The following is a 16,518-nucleotide window of genomic DNA, read 5'->3' on the forward strand; positions in this document are numbered from 1 at the left end:
AAACGCCGTTGTCTCCGTGGGAGCAACGGCGTTTTTCCGGCAGGAAAGTAGGCGGGTATTTGCAGCAATAGAAGCAGCAGATTGGATTTGATAGTCGCATCTCATGGGTAAGTATAGTACCTGGGACTATTCATCCGCCATATCTACCAATGTATTGCCCGAAATTCTGTAAACCGTCCAATCATTCATCGCCTCTGCCTCCAGTGATAAATAAAAATCTATGCTTGGCTTGTTCCAGTCTAAACACCACCATTCCAGCCTGCCACATCCACGTTCCACAGTGATTTGTGCGAGCTTTTTCAGAATGGCCTTTCCATAGCCTTGCCTTCTGTACTCAGGCCTTACATATAAATCTTCAAGATATATGCCTGCTCTTCCTAAAAATGTAGAAAAGTTATGAAAGAACAGGGCGAATCCAACTTCAGATCCATCCACTACCGCAAATATAATCTCTGCCTTTTTCTTTTCAAAAATCCACTCTCTTAGCGTATCCTCTGTGGCGATTACCTCATCAAGCATTTTCTCATATTCCGCCAAATCTCTAATAAATTGCAGTATTAACGGTGTATCGGATTCTTCTGCATATCTAAAGGTCAAACTCATCCTAATGTCTCCATTCTACTCTTTTTTCTCCCACCGCCCGGAAGCTCCGCAGGGCAGCACCAGCCCGTTACTGCTTACAGGAAGTCCGATTTCCTGGGAATCTGTGATTCCATTCCAGGCCTTCAGCTCTGTGGAAATCATATAGCTCAGGACTGCAGGAGCCAGACCGGTAGTGTAAGAATTAACAAGAAAAAAGATGGCATCCTTTGATAATACCTGGGTGCAAAGCTGAATCAGCGGATGTATCATATCCTCGATTTTCCAGATTTCCCCTTTTGGACCTCTTCCGTATGAGGGCGGGTCCATTATGATTGCATCATAAGTATTGCCCCGGCGGATTTCTTTTTCAACGAACTTTACACAGTCGTCTACCAGCCAGCGGATAGAAGCATCTTGCAATCCGGAGGAGGCGGCATTTTCTTTCGCCCATGTAACCATGCCTTTGGAGGCGTCCACATGGGTGACAGAAGCACCTGCGGCAGCAGCGGCAAGTGTTGCACCCCCTGTATAAGCAAATAAATTCAAAACCTTTACAGGGCGTCCGGCCTCTTTAATTTTCCTGGAAAACCAATCCCAATTTACAGCTTGTTCGGGAAAAAGTCCGGTGTGCTTGAAGCTAAAGGGTTTTAAGTTAAACGTAAGGTTTCCATAATGAATCTGCCACTGCTGAGGCAGATCAAAAAACTCCCACTCGCCGCCGCCCTTTTTGCTGCGGTGATAATGCCCGTTTGGCTGCCTCCAGCCTTTATTAGTCCGGGGCGTGTCCCAAATCACCTGAGGATCGGGGCGGATCAGGAGATAGTCTCCCCAGCGTTCCAGTTTTTCTCCTCTTGAACAATCTATGACTTCATAATCTTTCCAATTATCTGCTACCCACATATATTCTTATCCTTTCCTTATAGCCAAATCAGCTCTATGGCTAAATCGGCTTCGAAGCTAAATCAACTTCTTTCTCCTCATTATATTATCTTTCTAAAACGGATGCAATGGTTTTGCTCAGAACTCTTTCTTAGCCTTTATTATAGCAGGCTATGTGGAAGAATAATACTTACAGATGGTGTAAGAAAGCCCTTGCCACCCCAGATGCCTTGATTTATTATATTTTGGACTATACATTAGTCTAGAAAAAATACAAGGGCATTTTAGTATGAAAATAGTGGCTTTACTATACTGCAAAACAGTGATAGAATACATCTATAACTAACTTGCGATGAAAGGAGAATCAGAAATGATTACAGTGAATGCTATGGGAGATGCCTGCCCGATTCCGGTGGTAAAAACCAAAAAGGCGATGCAGGAGTTAAAGCAGCCGGATATTGTGGAGGTATTGGTAGATAATGAAATTGCGGTACAAAATGTAATGAAAATGGCGTCAGGTTCCGGAGGGGATGTGACATCGGAAAAGATTGGTGAGAAGGAGTTCAAGGTCATTATCAAGGTGAGCCAGGTGATGGCAGAATTGGAGGCCCAGGAAAAAGAGGAAGCTATGGTGTGTATGCCGGATAAAAGGAAAAATACTATCATTGTGGTTTCCTCTGACAAAATGGGGAACGGCAATGATGAACTGGGAAAGGTGCTGATAAAGGGCTTCTTCTTTGCAGTAACGCAGCTTGAGGAACTTCCCCGGTCTATTTTGTTTTATAATGGGGGAGCAGCCCTGACATGTGAAGGTTCAGATTCACTTGATGATTTGAAAGAGCTGGAAGCTCAGGGTGTAGAAATTATGACCTGTGGGACATGCCTTGATTATTATGGGCTGAAGGATAAGCTTTGTGTAGGAACTGTTACCAATATGTATAGTATTGTGGAGACAATGAATCATGCGGAAAAGATTATCCGTCCTTAATCAGAGAAGCGGGAAGGAGAAAATGGCATGAATACAGGGAAAAATATACGTCTGACTCAATATGCGAAGACTTCCGGATGAGCGGCTAAAATAGGTCCTGAGACCCTTGCCCAGGTTCTGGGCAAGCTGCCGCAATTCCAGGATGAGAATCTCATAGTTGGAATTGAAACATCAGACGACGCGGCAATTTATAAAGTTACGGATGATATTGCCATGATTCAGACCGTAGACTTTTTTACTCCGGTGGTAGATGATCCTTATACTTTTGGGCAGATTGCAGCGGCAAATGCCCTGAGCGATGTTTATGCTATGGGCGGAGAGCCAAGAGTGGCTCTGAATATTGTAGGATTTCCAAACTGCCTGGACCCAGAGATATTGGGGGATATTTTAAAAGGTGGAGCGGATAAGGTAAAAGAGGCAGGAGCGGTTCTGGTAGGGGGACATTCCGTCCAGGATGATGAGCCGAAATATGGATTAAGTGTATCAGGTTTTGTGCACCCGGATAAGGTTTTTAAAAACTATGGATGCAAACCTGGAGATGTTTTAGTTTTGACGAAGCAGATTGGGAGCGGAATCATTAATACTGCTCTGAAAGCAGAGATGGCTTCTGAACAGGCTGAAAAAGAAGCAGCCACAGTTATGGCATCCTTGAATAAAAAGGCAAAAGAAGCAGCGGAGGCTTATCCTGTCAATGCATGTACAGACATCACTGGTTTTGGACTTCTGGGACATTGTATGGAGATGGCGTCCGCAAGTCACGTAACAATGGAAATCGATGTACGGGATGTGGCATATATGCAGGGGGCTGCAGACTATGCGAAAATGGGACTGGTCCCCGCCGGCACTTACAAAAATAAAGAGCACAGTATAGAATTAGTGGATACAGGAAAGGCAGAAGAATATTATTTAGACTTGCTGTATGATCCACAAACTTCTGGGGGACTTCTTTTTAGCCTGCCTGAGATGTATTTGGAGGGATTTTTATCTGATTTGAAGGAAAAACAGCTTGATACCCAGGTGTCAGTTATTGGCAGGGTTGTTGAAAAACAAGAAAAATTTATCCGGCTGTGTTCATAAAAAAGCAGTGAAGCGGGCTGGGAATATCCGCTTATAACAGAGGGAGTGGGAATGGATAAGAATATGTTATTCCGCAAAATTCCAAAAGTGGATATTTTGATGGAAGATGAAGTGATTCAAAAAATGATAGAGTATTACAGCTATGACAGTGTACTGGAGGCTGTGCGGATAGAACAGGGCAGACTGAGGAATTATATTAGTGCATGTGAAAATGAAGAAGAGGCTCAGAAACAGATAGACAGCCTTCTTGAACGGGTGGAATTGACAACTGCAGCCATGCACAGGCCCAATATGACGCGTGTCCTTAATGGTACGGGAACAATTCTCCATACGAACCTGGGACGTGCACCCCTTGGAAGTGAGCATTTAAACCAGGTTTCCTATATTGCAAATGGTTATTCCAATTTGGAGTATGATTTGGAAGGGGGAAAACGGGGGGAGAGATATTCGCATTTTGAAAAACTACTTTGCAGAATTACCGGGGCGGAAGCTGCAATGGCTGTCAATAATAATGCGGCGGCTGTCATGCTGATTCTTAGTTCTATGGCAAAAGGGGGAGACGTGATTGTATCCCGCGGAGAACTGGTTGAGGTTGGAGGTAAATTCAGGATTCCGGATGTAATGGAGCAAAGCGGAGCATCCCTGATAGAAGTAGGATCTACAAATAAAACACATTTGTCAGATTATGAAGGTGCTGTTACGGAAGAGACAAAGGCACTTCTAAAGGTGCATACAAGTAACTACCGTATTATTGGCTTTACAGAGTCTGTTCCGGTGGAAGAACTGGTGCCCCTGGGGAAACAGTGCGGCATACCTGTTATTGAGGATTTGGGGAGCGGTGTTCTGGTGGATTTAAGTAAATATGGACTTACTTATGAACCCACAGTACAGGACTCTGTAAAAAATGGAGCGGATGTGGTCTGCTTTAGCGGTGATAAACTTTTGGGCGGCCCTCAGGCAGGGATTATTGTAGGAAAGAAGAGCTATATAGAGTTAATGAAGAAAAATCCTCTTACGAGGGCGCTGCGTATTGATAAGTTTACTGCGTCCGCGCTGGAAGTTGTTCTTAGGGAATACTTATCAGAGGAAAAAGCAATTCAAAATATACCGGTCCTTCGCATGATTACGAAAAAGCTGGAAGAAGTGAAACAAGAGGCAAGGAAATTCCAGAGAATATTAAAAAAGGCAGAACTGAAAGCAGAGATTGGTATAACTGACTGTGAGGCGCAGATTGGCGGCGGTTCTCTGCCGTTGGAGCGGATTCCCAGTATGGCGGTAACGATACGGCCCTTGGAAATCAGCACTCCTGAGCTGGAAGAAAGGCTCCGGCACCTTCCGGCGCCTGTGATTGGGAGAACTGTAAATGATAGAATCCTGTTGGATATGCGGACATTTGAAACAGGTTTCATGAATTACTTTGTAAAGATCCTGAAAGAGCTGAATGTTCTGGAAAAGGAAGGAAACGGATATGAAGCACATTATTATCGGAACAGCGGGCCATATTGATCATGGAAAAACCACGCTGATAAAAGCACTGACCGGCCGGAATACGGACAGGTGGGAGGAAGAGCAGCGCAGAGGAATCACCATTGATCTGGGTTTTACTTATTTTGACTTGAAAAACGGAAACAGGGTGGGAATTATTGATGTGCCCGGGCATGAAAAATTTATCAATAATATGGTTGCCGGTGTTGTAGGAATGGACCTGGTACTGCTTGTAGTGGCAGCAGATGAAGGAATTATGCCTCAGACTAGGGAACATATGGATATCCTGGAAATGCTGGGGGTAAAGAAAAGTATCCTTGTCCTGAATAAGTGTGATATTGTGGATGAAGAGTGGCTGGAGCTGGTGGAAGAGGAAATCAAAGAAGAATTAAACGGGACTTTCCTGGAACATGCTCCCGTTGTAAAGGTGTCTGCGGCAACAGGGCAGGGGATTTCCCAGTTAGTTGAAACTATTGAGCATCTGAGCGAGGAAGAAGTGGAAGCGAAGGATATACATACAATTCCACGGCTTCCGGTGGACCGGGTATTTTCTATTTCAGGATTTGGTACGATTGTGACAGGAACACTGGTAAGCGGAATGATTCAGAAAGAGGATACACTGGAAATGTTCCCCAATGGGCAGGAATGTAAAATACGGAGTATTCAGGTGCACGGGGAGACTGTGGACAAATGCTATGCCGGACAGCGGGTAGCGATTAATATCTCTAATTTAAAGAAAAAGGAGATAAAAAGAGGTTGTGTACTTGCTCCGGTAGGAAGTATGAAAGATTCCCGGCTCATGGATGTAAAGCTGGAAGTTCTGGATTCTACAATGAGAATGCTTTCGAATAATATGAGGCTTCATTTTTTCAGCGGTACCAGCGAGGTATTGTGCCGTGCAGTCCTTTTGGGGGACGAAACTCTGGGACCGGGGGACAGCGGATATGTGCAGCTCCGCATGGAGGAGGATGTGGCATTCCGGCGCGGTGATAGGTTTATTGTACGTTTTTATTCCCCTATGGAAACTATCGGCGGCGGTGTGATTCTAGAGCCAAATGCAGGGAAGAAGAAACGGTTTTCACCCGAAGTCATTGAGAGTCTGAAACAAAAAGAGTCCGGCAGTGCTACAGATGTAATAGAGCTTCATGTAAAAGAGTACCGTGATACAATGGCAGCGGTATCCGAGCTCGCTAAGCTTACGGCCCTTTCCCGGGAAGAAACGGAAGCGGCTGTGGAAGAGCTGGAAAGTCAGGGGCTTGTCCGTACATTTTTGATGAAAAAGGATATTTACGTCTGGCATAAGGCAGATGAATATGAATACAGAGAACGGATATTGGAAGCTTTACGGAACTTTGTGAAGAAATATCCTTACCGCTACGGTATGTCAAAGGCGGAAGTCCATAGTACATTCATGAAAAAGGTAAAGCCTAATTTGTTTGATAAATATATAGAGCTTTTGGCAGAACAGGGGTTTTTAGCACGTCATGAGGAATACCTGGCACCGGCGGAATACAAGGTGAGTAAGGATGAAACTTATGAGAAGGTCAGAAGAAAGCTTTTCAGTGTATTGAAACCTGCCAGATATGATTTTGTAAAGGTTGCAGAAATCAGCTTTGACAGCGTGCCGCTGCAGATTGTGGAGGATATTCTTCTGCTTATGGCAGATGAAGGGGAAATCTTGAAGGTGGCAGATGGAATGTACACTCTAAGTGCATATATGGAAGAGGCCAGGGAAAAGATTATTGAGAAGCTAAAGGCAGATGGAAAGATAACCATTGCAGAGATACGTGATATGTTTGGTACAAGCAGAAAAAGTGCAAAGCCGATTTTGGAATATATGGACAGTATTAAGGTGACTAGAAAAACCGGCGCAGAGAGTGAAAGGATATCGAACCTATGAATTTGAAACAACTAGAGGCCTTTGTATCAATTGCGGATGAGGGCAGTTTTTCCCGGGCGGCTAAAAGCCTCTTTCTGACGCAGCCTACTGTAAGCGCCCATATTTCTTCCCTGGAGCAGGAGCTGAATGTACGCCTGTTTATAAGGAATACGAAGGAAGTCAGTCTGTCAGAGGATGGAAAGATACTGTATAGCCATGCAAAACAAATGGTTTCTCTGCAAAAGCAGATAGAGATGGTCTTTGACAAAACCCGAAAAGAAGGAAGCCATTGTCTGCGTATTGCTGCTTCCAGTGTTCCTGCCCAATACCTGCTTCCGCAGATACTGGCACAGTTCAGTGAAAAATACCCTGAGGAACAGTTTAAACTGATGGAGACAGACAGTGCGAAAGTTGTGGAGCAGGTAGTGAATTATAATGTAGATATTGGCTTCACCGGAACTGTGTTTGAAAAAAAACATTGCCAGTATATACCCTTTTATCAGGATGAGCTGATCATCATTACTCCTAACTCAGAGAAGTTTAGAAAACTTAAAGAAGTAAAGGATACAGAAGACGAGCAGCAAGATGAAGATAAAATGTGGATACAGAAAGAACCTGTGATTTTGAGAGAAGAAGGTTCCGGTACCCGGAGAGAGGCGGAAAGACTGCTGAAAAATATGGGAATAAACCTGGAGGACTTGAACATCGTGGCAAGCATGGAAAATCAGGAGACGATAAAACGGTCTGTCAGCCGCGGAATCGGAGTATCCATCATATCCCGCCTGGCAGCAGAAGAAGAACTCAGAGAGGAAAAAATATTAGAATTTTCTCTTGGCAGCAAACAGGGAAAACGGGATATTAACGTGGTTTACAATAAAAACTTTCAAATGTCTTCCCTGGCAGAAAAATTTTTGCGGGTAGTAAAAGGGGTCTGACCCTTTTGAAAAGGGACTGACCCTTTTGCAAGCCATTTTCAGAATATTCTAAAAATATTAGTTACAGGTAAGTTTTAAGAGGGGAGTGATTCTTGTGATTTACATGGATAATGCAGCGACAACTATGCAGAAACCGGAACGGGTGGCAGAGGCGGTACTTCAGGCCATGAACTCTATAGGAAATGCGGGAAGAGGTGCAACGGAAGCTGCGTTGGGGGCATCCAGAATCATTTATGATACGAGAGAAAGACTGTGCCGCCTTTTTGGCGGGGAAAGTCCAAAGCAGATTGTATTTACAGCTAATTCAACAGAAAGTCTGAATATTGCGATAAAAGGAATTTTAAAGCCGGGAGATCATGTGATTACAACCGTGCTGGAACATAATTCTGTCCTGCGGCCATTGTATGAATGCAGGGAAATGGGTGTTGAGCTTACGATTCTGGATTGTGACCCAAAAGGAAATATTTCCTGCGATGATGTGAAGGGGGCAATCCGGGAAAATACCCGGGCTGTCGTTTGTACTCATGGCTCGAATCTGACCGGAAATATGATTGATATAGGCGCGATGGGAACTATTGCAAGGGAGCATCATGTACTCCTCATTGTAGATGCGTCGCAGACTGCAGGCGTATTTCCGATTGATGTACAGAAGATGAAGATTGATGTTCTTTGTTTTACAGGCCATAAAAGTCTTTTGGGGCCTCAGGGAACAGGCGGAATGTATGTCAGGCCGCAGGTTGAGATAAAACCTCTTCTGAGCGGCGGAAGCGGGGTGGATACTTACAACACCTATCATCCAAAAGAGATGCCGACTGCCTTGGAAGCAGGAACACTGAACGGACATGGGATTGCAGGGCTTAATGCTGCACTTTCCTACCTGGAAGAGGTTGGAATCGATACAATCAGGGAAAGAGAGTTGTCTCTTATGCGGCTATTCTATGAGGGCATCCGTACGATTCCGGGTGTAAAGATTTATGGGGATTTTGAGGCAAAGCAGAGATGCCCTATTGTGTCTTTTAATATTGGCGATTATGATTCTTCAGAAGTGAGTGATGAGTTATCTGCAGTCTATAATATTGCAACCAGGCCCGGAGCGCACTGTGCGCCGCTGATGCATAAGGCACTTGGAACAGAAGCACAGGGGGCGGTAAGATTCAGCTTTTCCCATTACAATACGGAAGAAGAAATAGAAGTGGCAATTCAGGCAGTTAGAACACTGGCAGCAGACTAGTATGGCAGGGGAATCCTCCTTAAAAAAATGTTATTTGAAATTAACAAGCCAGATGTTATAATGAATATAACGAAATGCAAAAGTGTTAAGATGAATAGCCAGCCAGACACTTTGAACAGTGATTGAAATGCAGCAAAAAATAACTATTTAAGATTTTTTGCAGACTCCATCTTTGCTGGGTTGGAACGGGAGATTAAATAGAGTCTCTTGCTTTCGGCCGGAAAGATGGTTTTTAAAAAACTGATAGTTAGTTTGAACTAACTAAAAGCGAGGTGGAAAATGTACAAAATAGCAATATGTGATGATGAGAATGAGTTCAGAGAAACTGTAATGAAAAAAATTCAAGATTTGAATATGGTTGCAGGAAGTATATGTTTTTCCCAATTTGAAACAGGAGAAGAGTTGGTGAAATCCGATATGGACTTTGATTTACTCTTTCTGGATATTCAAATGCCAGGATTAGATGGTAATAAAACTTCAAAGATTTTCAGAGAACATAATAAAAAGTGCATTTTAGTGTTCTGTACAAATTACCAAACTCCAAAAGCGGAGAATTTCAAAGTGTATCCTTACCGGTATATTATGAAAGATATTAAGAACAAGGGACTATTTGAGGAACTGCCCGACATCTTGGAAGAAATGATGGAAAGAGGACGAAAGCATTATATTGTAGTTACACAGGACGGTGTAATAACCAGAGTTCTTTTGGAGAATGTTTTATATTTTACGGTGGATGGGCGGCAAACAAAGATTGTATACAATAAGTCAGGAGTATTTCAGTACATATACTGCAGGGAAAAACTGAAAGAGCTTTATCCTAAATTGTGTCAGGGCGGCTTTGAATACGCTCATAGCAGCTTTATTGTAAATATGAGCAACATATCACGCATAGAAGGAAAGGTTATCATCATGGAAAATGAAGAAAGACTATATATTTCCAGATCAAAGGCAAAAATCTTTGATGATGCTTTTACACGTTATTTAAACAGAAAGTTTAGAAGGCGGTAAGATGGTTTTGGATATTATTATTTGTGCATTTGAGCTATATATGCTGTTTGATTTAGGTAAAAGTCTGCTTCAGATAAATGGATACAATATTGCGAAGAGACTGGCAATAGATACTCCATTATATATCTTGTTCCTCTTTGTAAATTCAGCAAATAGTTCGCTATTAAATTTAGCAGTTATTCCACTGATTTATCTGGCATTTTCTGCCGCAAATTTTGTGGGAAGCTTCCTAAAAAAATTATGTCTTGCAGTCTGCTACTATATGTTAGCCATATTGCCTGAATTCATTTTCGCTTTAATTGCCAATGTGAATTCGGAGTTTGCTTACCGTCTTTTACATAATAATGAAGTTCTTATGTTTATGACACTTTTGCTCATGAAAATGGTTACCTTTATTCTGGTTAAATGTGTAGCACAGATACACAAAAGAAAGTTTTACGAAGAGGACCAGGATAAAGTGTTCTTATCACTGATGGTGCTGCCTTTGGCAACGATTGTTTTATTAAGCGGAATGTTTTATGCAGATGTTCATGTGATATCTCCGACAGCGAAATATATTGTACTGACAGGTGCTATCTTATTGCTCATTGCGAATGCCTTTACATTTTATCTGTTCGATAAAATGTTGATAAATATGCAGAGAGCACAAAAAATGGAAAGACTATATTTAAAAAGCCAGCTGGAAAAGCGGCACTTAGATCAATTGAAAAAGGCAGATGAGGAGCGAAAAAGGCTGCTTCATGATATAAATAAATATATAAGAGCTGCTGCAAGCTGCTTTTCAGCAAAAAATATAGAAGAGGCAAAAATTATTTTTGACAAGCTGAATATTAAGATTCAGAGTACTAATGTTATTGAATATAGTACGAGTCATATATTAAATGCCATTTTAACAGAGCGGATAAGGGCGGCCGAGGAGATAGGGGGCAAAATTTCTGTAAGAATAGAACCCGAAGTGGATTTTGACTTTTTAGATGAGATTGATATGATTGCCATTTTGGGAAATCTTTTAGATAATGCCTATGAGGCTGCAGCGCCTTTATATGCCGGAGGGGTTATTGATGTCCGGATATTTACAGAAAATAATGGTCATTTTCTTATTGTTAATATAGATAATAATTTTAAAACCCAGCCGGTTCACAAGTCGGGAAGGTATCTAACAAGAAAAATGGATAAGGGAAACCATGGCATAGGGATTCATACAGTAGAACAGATTGTAAAGCGCTATAAGGGCAGGATGATAATCAAGGTGGAAGGAGATATATTTAAAGTGACAATTATTTTTCAAAGATAAAGGAGTGCCGGATAATGGCACTCTTTTTTACCGATTTTGCAGAGTTAGATGTCGATTGGGCAAACGATATTGTCAACAAAGGTAGAAAGTTGTATAAAAAGGAAAAACGAAAAGGAGATTGAATTATGAAGAAGAAAAACTTTTTATCAAAATTCGTGTCAAAAGGAATGATTCTAATGAACTGCTTTGCTATGGTAATGGCAGTTAATGCAGTAAATGTAACTTGTTCCTGGATTTGGGGACAGCCGGAAACACCTGATGAATTAAAGGATAAGTACAGGAAGTTCTGAGATGATTAGGAAGTGGGCGGAGCGGATCGTTTTTATACAAGTATACAGAGGCATTTTGGAAGAAGATAAAAAAGTAACATATGTGTTCGGTTACCAGCTGCTCATTGGAAAAATCATCAGTAGTATATTGATGATACTTATTGCAGGCATAATGGGAACATTTTGGGAAATGCTGCTATTTATGGCAGCATTCATTCCCCTTAGGCAGTATGCCGGCGGATTCCATTTTGCAAAAGCAGAAGTGTGTATTACATTTTCTGCACTAGTATCTGTAATTATAGCAATAGGGTTTAAAGAGGTGTTCTATACAATGCCATTGTATGTATGGATAGGTGTTGTAATTGTTTCTGGGATATTTATCTGGAAATTAGGGCCGGCAGATACAAAGAATAAAAGACTGGATGATATAGAGAAAAAAGTATATGCCTGCCGTACAAAGATTGTACTGGCAGTTGAACTGCTAATTTTTGTTATAAGTGTTTGCCTTCAGATACAGATGGTAAATATAGTAATACCAATTACGCAGTTTGTAATCTTGGTTGGGATAATTACAGTAGTAATCCAAAAATTTTTGAAAAACAGTTAGTTAAAACTAACACGATATTAGCACCAGGAGGGTACGGAATCATGCAACAGCCAGGGATATCAAGTAAAAACATAGCAAAGCCACAATATTTTGACCAGTATGATGTGAAGGAGAAGGGCATAAGGCTTTTCTGCTTTCCATATGCCGGAGGTGGTGCATCTGTATTTCGGCTATGGCAGGAAAAGCTGGGAGATGGCATTCATGTTTACCCTGCACATTATCCAGGCCATGAAGAGCGAATAATGGAAAAACCAGTGGAGGATATGAATACGCTGGTTACAAGTCTTTTTGAAGAAATGAACAAAGGAATTCAGCATCCATTTGTCCTATTTGGTCATAGCGCGGGCAGCAGGGTTGCATATGAATTAGCAGTCCGGTTTGAAGAAGCAAAGCAGAATAATCTGCGTGGAATTATAGTTTCGGGAGGGCTTGCACCTAACAGAAGAGAAGTAAATCCAATTTATCAATTGTCAGAGGAGAACTTTTTTAATAGCTTATCGCAGTATGGACGGACTCCGAGAGGATTGTTTGAAAATAAAGATTTGTGGGCAATCTTTGGACCGGTACTCCGGGCTGATTTTACATTAGCGGATACATATCAGGATGAAAAGTATCGGAAAATCCATGTGCCGGTTTTGGCATTGCGGGGAACAATGGACCCGGAAATATCACAGGAAGATCTGCAGGAATGGGAGTATTATACAACAGCAGAATTCAGACATAAGGATATAGAAGGAGAGCACTTGTTTATAGATACAAATACAGATAAGGTATTGGATGTTATTAAAGAATATATTATGCAGGTACTCCTGCCTGACTTAGCACCGAGACTGGAAAGGTAATATATAAGGGATATAAAAATAAAAGGAAAGAATGGCAGGGTGGAAAATGTATAGAGAAAAGTACAAAAAGTATCAGACGATTGAAGGCTGGAACAACAGTACAATTGCAGATGCAATGTGTGAATGGTGTGAAAAATATAGAGAATCAATCTGTATTATTTCAAACGGTGAAAAGAACACTTATGCAGAGATTGGACGACTGATCTCTGAAACGGCTGCAGGCTTAATGAATATGGGAATTCAGCGGGAAGACCGAGTCATACTGCAGCTTCCGAATAGTATAAATTACATTCTTTGTTTCTTTGGACTGCTGAAAATAGGGGCGATTCCAATCATGGCTTTGCCGGCACACAGAATTAACGAAATAAAGGGTATGATTCATACAGCAAAGCCCACAGGATATATATGTCAGGAGCGGTATATGGGATTCGAATATGCGCAGATTATAAGTGAATTGAAAGAGGATAATCAGATACAGCATATACTCCAGATTAATAGTGAAAAACTTGTTACAGACAGTCTGGATATTATAAAGAGAAAGGAATTTCCATATGTAGAAAATCTGGATATTGCATTCTTATCGCTATCCGGTGGTACTACTGGAATGTCAAAGCTGATTCCCCGGACCCACGGAGATTATCTGTACGATACGGAGATGTCAGTAAGAAGATGCGAACTGCAAAAAACAGATATTGTATTAGTAATCCTGCCATTGGCACATAATTTTATTATTGGACATCCGGGGTTTCTGGGGACCTTTTCAAAGGGGGCAACGCTGCTCCTAAGTACATATCCGGATATTAATGAGGGGTTAGAGCTTATTGAAGAATATAAAGCAACATTTATATCCATGGTCCCTTCCATGGCAAAATTAATGCTGGAAATGTTAAAAGAAGATGTTTACGACATATCGTCTTTAAGAGTAGTTCAAATTGGCGGTGCATTTCTGGAAGAAGCAATTGCCCAGGAATTAATTGATTTGGATGTATTTACTCTGCAGCAGGTATTTGGTGTTGCAGAGGGGCTGAATACAATGACTGCGCTCTCGGACAGCAAAGAAATCATAAAAATGTTTCAAGGCAAACCAATCTCGCCATATGATGAAATAAGAATTGCAGACGAGAACGGTAATCCATTAAAAAATGGAGAATATGGGGAACTGCTTATCCGGGGGCCATATACAATACATTCTTATTACAATAATCCGGAAAATGAAAAATTCTTTACAGAAGACGGATTTTATAAAACTGGCGACCGTGCATACCTAAGTGAAGGTGGGAATCTTAAAATCTCTGGAAGAATCACTGAATTAATTAATAAATCCGGAGAAAAAATAATTCCTTCTGAAATTGAAACATATTTAATCAGTATGGATTCAATTAAAGATTGTGCAGTTGTAGGATTGCCAGATGAAAATCAAGGAGAAATGATTTCCGTATTTATTGTTTCTGACAATGATATTACATTAAGTGAAGTGAGAAATTATCTTACGGAAAAAGAGCTGGCATTATTTAAATTGCCAGATTGTGTATTTATGATTGATATGCTTCCTTTAACAAAAATTGGAAAAACAGACAAAAAAGGATTAATTGAAATTGGAAAGGAAAGATTATCTCATGGAAAAGAATAATGAAAATGAAGACTTTAACATAAACAATCGCAGGGATATGCTACATGATATGCTAAGAACAGAAGAGGTTTGCTATGAATATAATAATATTCCTGCATCTGATATTGAAAAAAGAACTGAACTCCTGAAAAAATTATTCAAGAAAGCGGAGGGAGATTTTCTTATATTTTCTCCCTTTAAATGTGCCCTGGGATACAATATTGAGATTGGAAATATGGTGGCAATAAATAGCTATTGCTGTATATTAGATGGCGGAGAAATTAAGATTGGAAATGATGTCTGGGTTGGACCGAATTGTGAGTTTATAAGTTCGGGGCATAGTGTGGATCCTAAACGAAGAAAGGCTGGGTACGGATATGCAAATCCCATCGTGATTGAAGACAATGTATACATCGGCTCCCGTGTAACGGTTGTTTGCCCTGAACATAGAGGAATAACCATAGGAGAAAATAGTGTTATAGGATCGGGGTCTGTAGTAACAAAAGATATTCCCCCGAATGTACTCGCGGCAGGGAATCCATGTAAAGTAATCCGAAATCTGCCGGAGAAAGAAGAATGAGAATAACGGCCATTACTCTGGGATCTTATGGGGACATAATGCCGTTTATTTTGCTGGGGGAAGAACTGGTAAAACGAGGATATGAATACCATCTGGCAACATTTGAAAATTACAGAGCTATCGTTGAAAAAAGGGGACTGGTATTTTCGAAAATATCAGGAGATTCAGAAGAAATGGTGAGTCTGCTACTTGGCAATAGTAATAATACACGTTCTGAAGGAATGAATGGAATCAGTTTCCTGCTGGGGAAATACCCAGGTTTATATGATGATTTTTACAGGGCTTGTGAAAAGAATGACCTGATTATCTATATGCAGTTTGGAGCCCTTGCATATCATTTTGCTGAAAAATTTCATATACCGGTGATACGGACATTTGCATTCCCGTTTGATGTAACAAGAAAGTATTGTTCTCTCATGGATACTATGAAACGTGATAGTTTGTCCTGTTATTTTGGAAATGTCATGTGCCGGACACTAATGGCCTGGGCGGCGGTAAAAACGGTAAAGATCTGGAGAGAACGCTTAGGGCTAAAGAAAATGGGCAGGTTTGGAGATTACAGGAAGATGAATGGAGAAAACATCATTACTCTCTATCAGTACGACGAGGTTCTGGCAAATAAAGATAAAAAGTGGGGAGACCATATCTATCTTACAGGAAACTGGATCCGCCTGGCTAAAAACGAAGAGAATGAAAAAATAAAAAAGCTTTATCAGTTTATTGATCAATGTGAAGGCACGGTTTATGTTGGGTTTGGAAGTATGAATTATGATAAAGCTGATGAACTATACCGAAGGATAGTAAGGATTTTGCTGAAAGAAAATAAAGGTGTAATCGTACCCAAAAGCTGCAGAAACCTGATTAACCGTGAATTTAAGAATCAATTACAGAAAATCTATATCATGGATTATATACCGTTTGAGCAGTTCATTCACAAAGTAGACGCAGCAATTCATCATGGTGGAAATGGTACTGTGCATGCCTGCATGAGAAATGGAAAACCACAGCTTATTATGGCGTTTGGAGCTGACCAGGTCTTCTGGGGCGGACAATGTTTTTACCTGGAGGTGGGCCCCGCGCCAATTAATGTAAAAAAGGGGATAAACGAAACGGAATTTGAAAACAGTATCATTGATTTAATCAGCAATGATAAATATCGGATCAATTCAGAGAAATTTTCCGCAGAAGTAAGTGACAATGGAATTGATATTGCTGCAGATATAATTCAGAAAAAATTCCACTGAATCAAAAAT

General features: G+C 41.0%; 16 protein-coding genes. 14 read left to right on the forward strand and 2 right to left on the reverse strand.

From position 1 onward, the window contains the following. Positions 1-126: 126 nt before the first annotated feature. On the reverse strand, positions 127-603 hold the full coding sequence (locus A8805_RS12675) for a GNAT family N-acetyltransferase (RefSeq protein WP_181392829.1): 477 nt from the start codon (positions 601-603) through the stop codon (positions 127-129). Between the two features lie 15 nt (positions 604-618). Then, entirely contained in the window at positions 619-1,482 is an 864-nt protein-coding gene (locus A8805_RS12680; protein ID WP_109711704.1) for a class I SAM-dependent methyltransferase, read from the reverse strand. Between the two features lie 349 nt (positions 1,483-1,831). On the opposite strand from A8805_RS12680, the gene yedF reads away from it, so the two are divergent. The 14 genes from yedF to A8805_RS12750 all read left to right on the forward strand — a co-directional run bounded on the left by yedF (position 1,832) and on the right by A8805_RS12750 (position 16,509). After that, the gene (yedF, locus tag A8805_RS12685; RefSeq protein ID WP_109711706.1) at positions 1,832-2,449 is read left to right on the forward strand and encodes a sulfurtransferase-like selenium metabolism protein YedF; all 618 of its coding nucleotides are present in this window, start codon (positions 1,832-1,834) and stop codon (positions 2,447-2,449) included. 27 nt (positions 2,450-2,476) lie between these two features. Continuing rightward, positions 2,477-3,526, forward strand: a complete 1,050-nt coding sequence (gene selD / locus A8805_RS12690) for a selenide, water dikinase SelD (protein WP_109711708.1) — start codon at positions 2,477-2,479, stop codon at positions 3,524-3,526. Between the two features lie 51 nt (positions 3,527-3,577). Then, entirely contained in the window at positions 3,578-5,032 is a 1,455-nt protein-coding gene (selA, locus tag A8805_RS12695; protein WP_109711710.1) for an L-seryl-tRNA(Sec) selenium transferase, read from the forward strand. Continuing rightward, positions 4,995-6,911 (forward strand): selenocysteine-specific translation elongation factor, encoded by a 1,917-nt coding sequence (selB, locus tag A8805_RS12700; protein WP_109711712.1) that lies wholly within the window; start codon positions 4,995-4,997, stop codon positions 6,909-6,911. Before selA ends, selB begins: the two co-directional genes overlap by 38 nt. Beyond that, positions 6,908-7,825 (forward strand): selenium metabolism-associated LysR family transcriptional regulator, encoded by a 918-nt coding sequence (locus A8805_RS12705; RefSeq protein ID WP_109711714.1) that lies wholly within the window; start codon positions 6,908-6,910, stop codon positions 7,823-7,825. Before selB ends, A8805_RS12705 begins: the two co-directional genes overlap by 4 nt. 94 nt (positions 7,826-7,919) lie before the next feature. Continuing rightward, positions 7,920-9,056: an aminotransferase class V-fold PLP-dependent enzyme gene (locus tag A8805_RS12710; protein WP_242992382.1), complete on the forward strand. Its 1,137-nt coding sequence runs from the start codon at positions 7,920-7,922 to the stop codon at positions 9,054-9,056. Between the two features lie 279 nt (positions 9,057-9,335). Next, positions 9,336-10,064, forward strand: coding sequence for a LytR/AlgR family response regulator transcription factor (locus A8805_RS12715; protein ID WP_109711716.1), 729 nt, complete (start codon positions 9,336-9,338; stop codon positions 10,062-10,064). A 1-nt stretch (position 10,065) separates the two neighbouring features. Beyond that, positions 10,066-11,358: a GHKL domain-containing protein gene (locus tag A8805_RS12720; RefSeq protein ID WP_109711718.1), complete on the forward strand. Its 1,293-nt coding sequence runs from the start codon at positions 10,066-10,068 to the stop codon at positions 11,356-11,358. A 125-nt stretch (positions 11,359-11,483) separates the two neighbouring features. Then, the gene (locus A8805_RS12725) at positions 11,484-11,648 is read left to right on the forward strand and encodes a cyclic lactone autoinducer peptide (RefSeq protein ID WP_109711720.1); all 165 of its coding nucleotides are present in this window, start codon (positions 11,484-11,486) and stop codon (positions 11,646-11,648) included. Between the two features lies 1 nt (position 11,649). Next, a complete protein-coding gene (locus A8805_RS12730) occupies positions 11,650-12,234 on the forward strand; it encodes an accessory gene regulator ArgB-like protein (RefSeq protein WP_109711721.1) in 585 nt (194 codons plus the stop codon). A gap of 41 nt (positions 12,235-12,275) precedes the next feature. After that, positions 12,276-13,076: a thioesterase II family protein gene (locus A8805_RS12735; protein WP_109711723.1), complete on the forward strand. Its 801-nt coding sequence runs from the start codon at positions 12,276-12,278 to the stop codon at positions 13,074-13,076. A 46-nt stretch (positions 13,077-13,122) separates the two neighbouring features. After that, positions 13,123-14,706 carry an AMP-binding protein gene (locus A8805_RS12740; RefSeq protein WP_181392830.1) on the forward strand — a complete coding sequence of 528 codons (1,584 nt, stop codon included), beginning with the start codon at positions 13,123-13,125 and terminating at the stop codon, positions 14,704-14,706. After that, positions 14,693-15,265, forward strand: a complete 573-nt coding sequence (locus tag A8805_RS12745; RefSeq protein WP_109711727.1) for a sugar O-acetyltransferase — start codon at positions 14,693-14,695, stop codon at positions 15,263-15,265. Before A8805_RS12740 ends, A8805_RS12745 begins: the two co-directional genes overlap by 14 nt. Further along, positions 15,262-16,509, forward strand: a complete 1,248-nt coding sequence (locus A8805_RS12750) for a glycosyltransferase (RefSeq protein WP_109711729.1) — start codon at positions 15,262-15,264, stop codon at positions 16,507-16,509. Before A8805_RS12745 ends, A8805_RS12750 begins: the two co-directional genes overlap by 4 nt. Positions 16,510-16,518: the final 9 nt, after the last annotated feature.

This window comes from Faecalicatena contorta, from assembly GCF_003149105.1.
Classification (GTDB): domain Bacteria; phylum Bacillota; class Clostridia; order Lachnospirales; family Lachnospiraceae; genus Muricomes; species Muricomes contortus_C.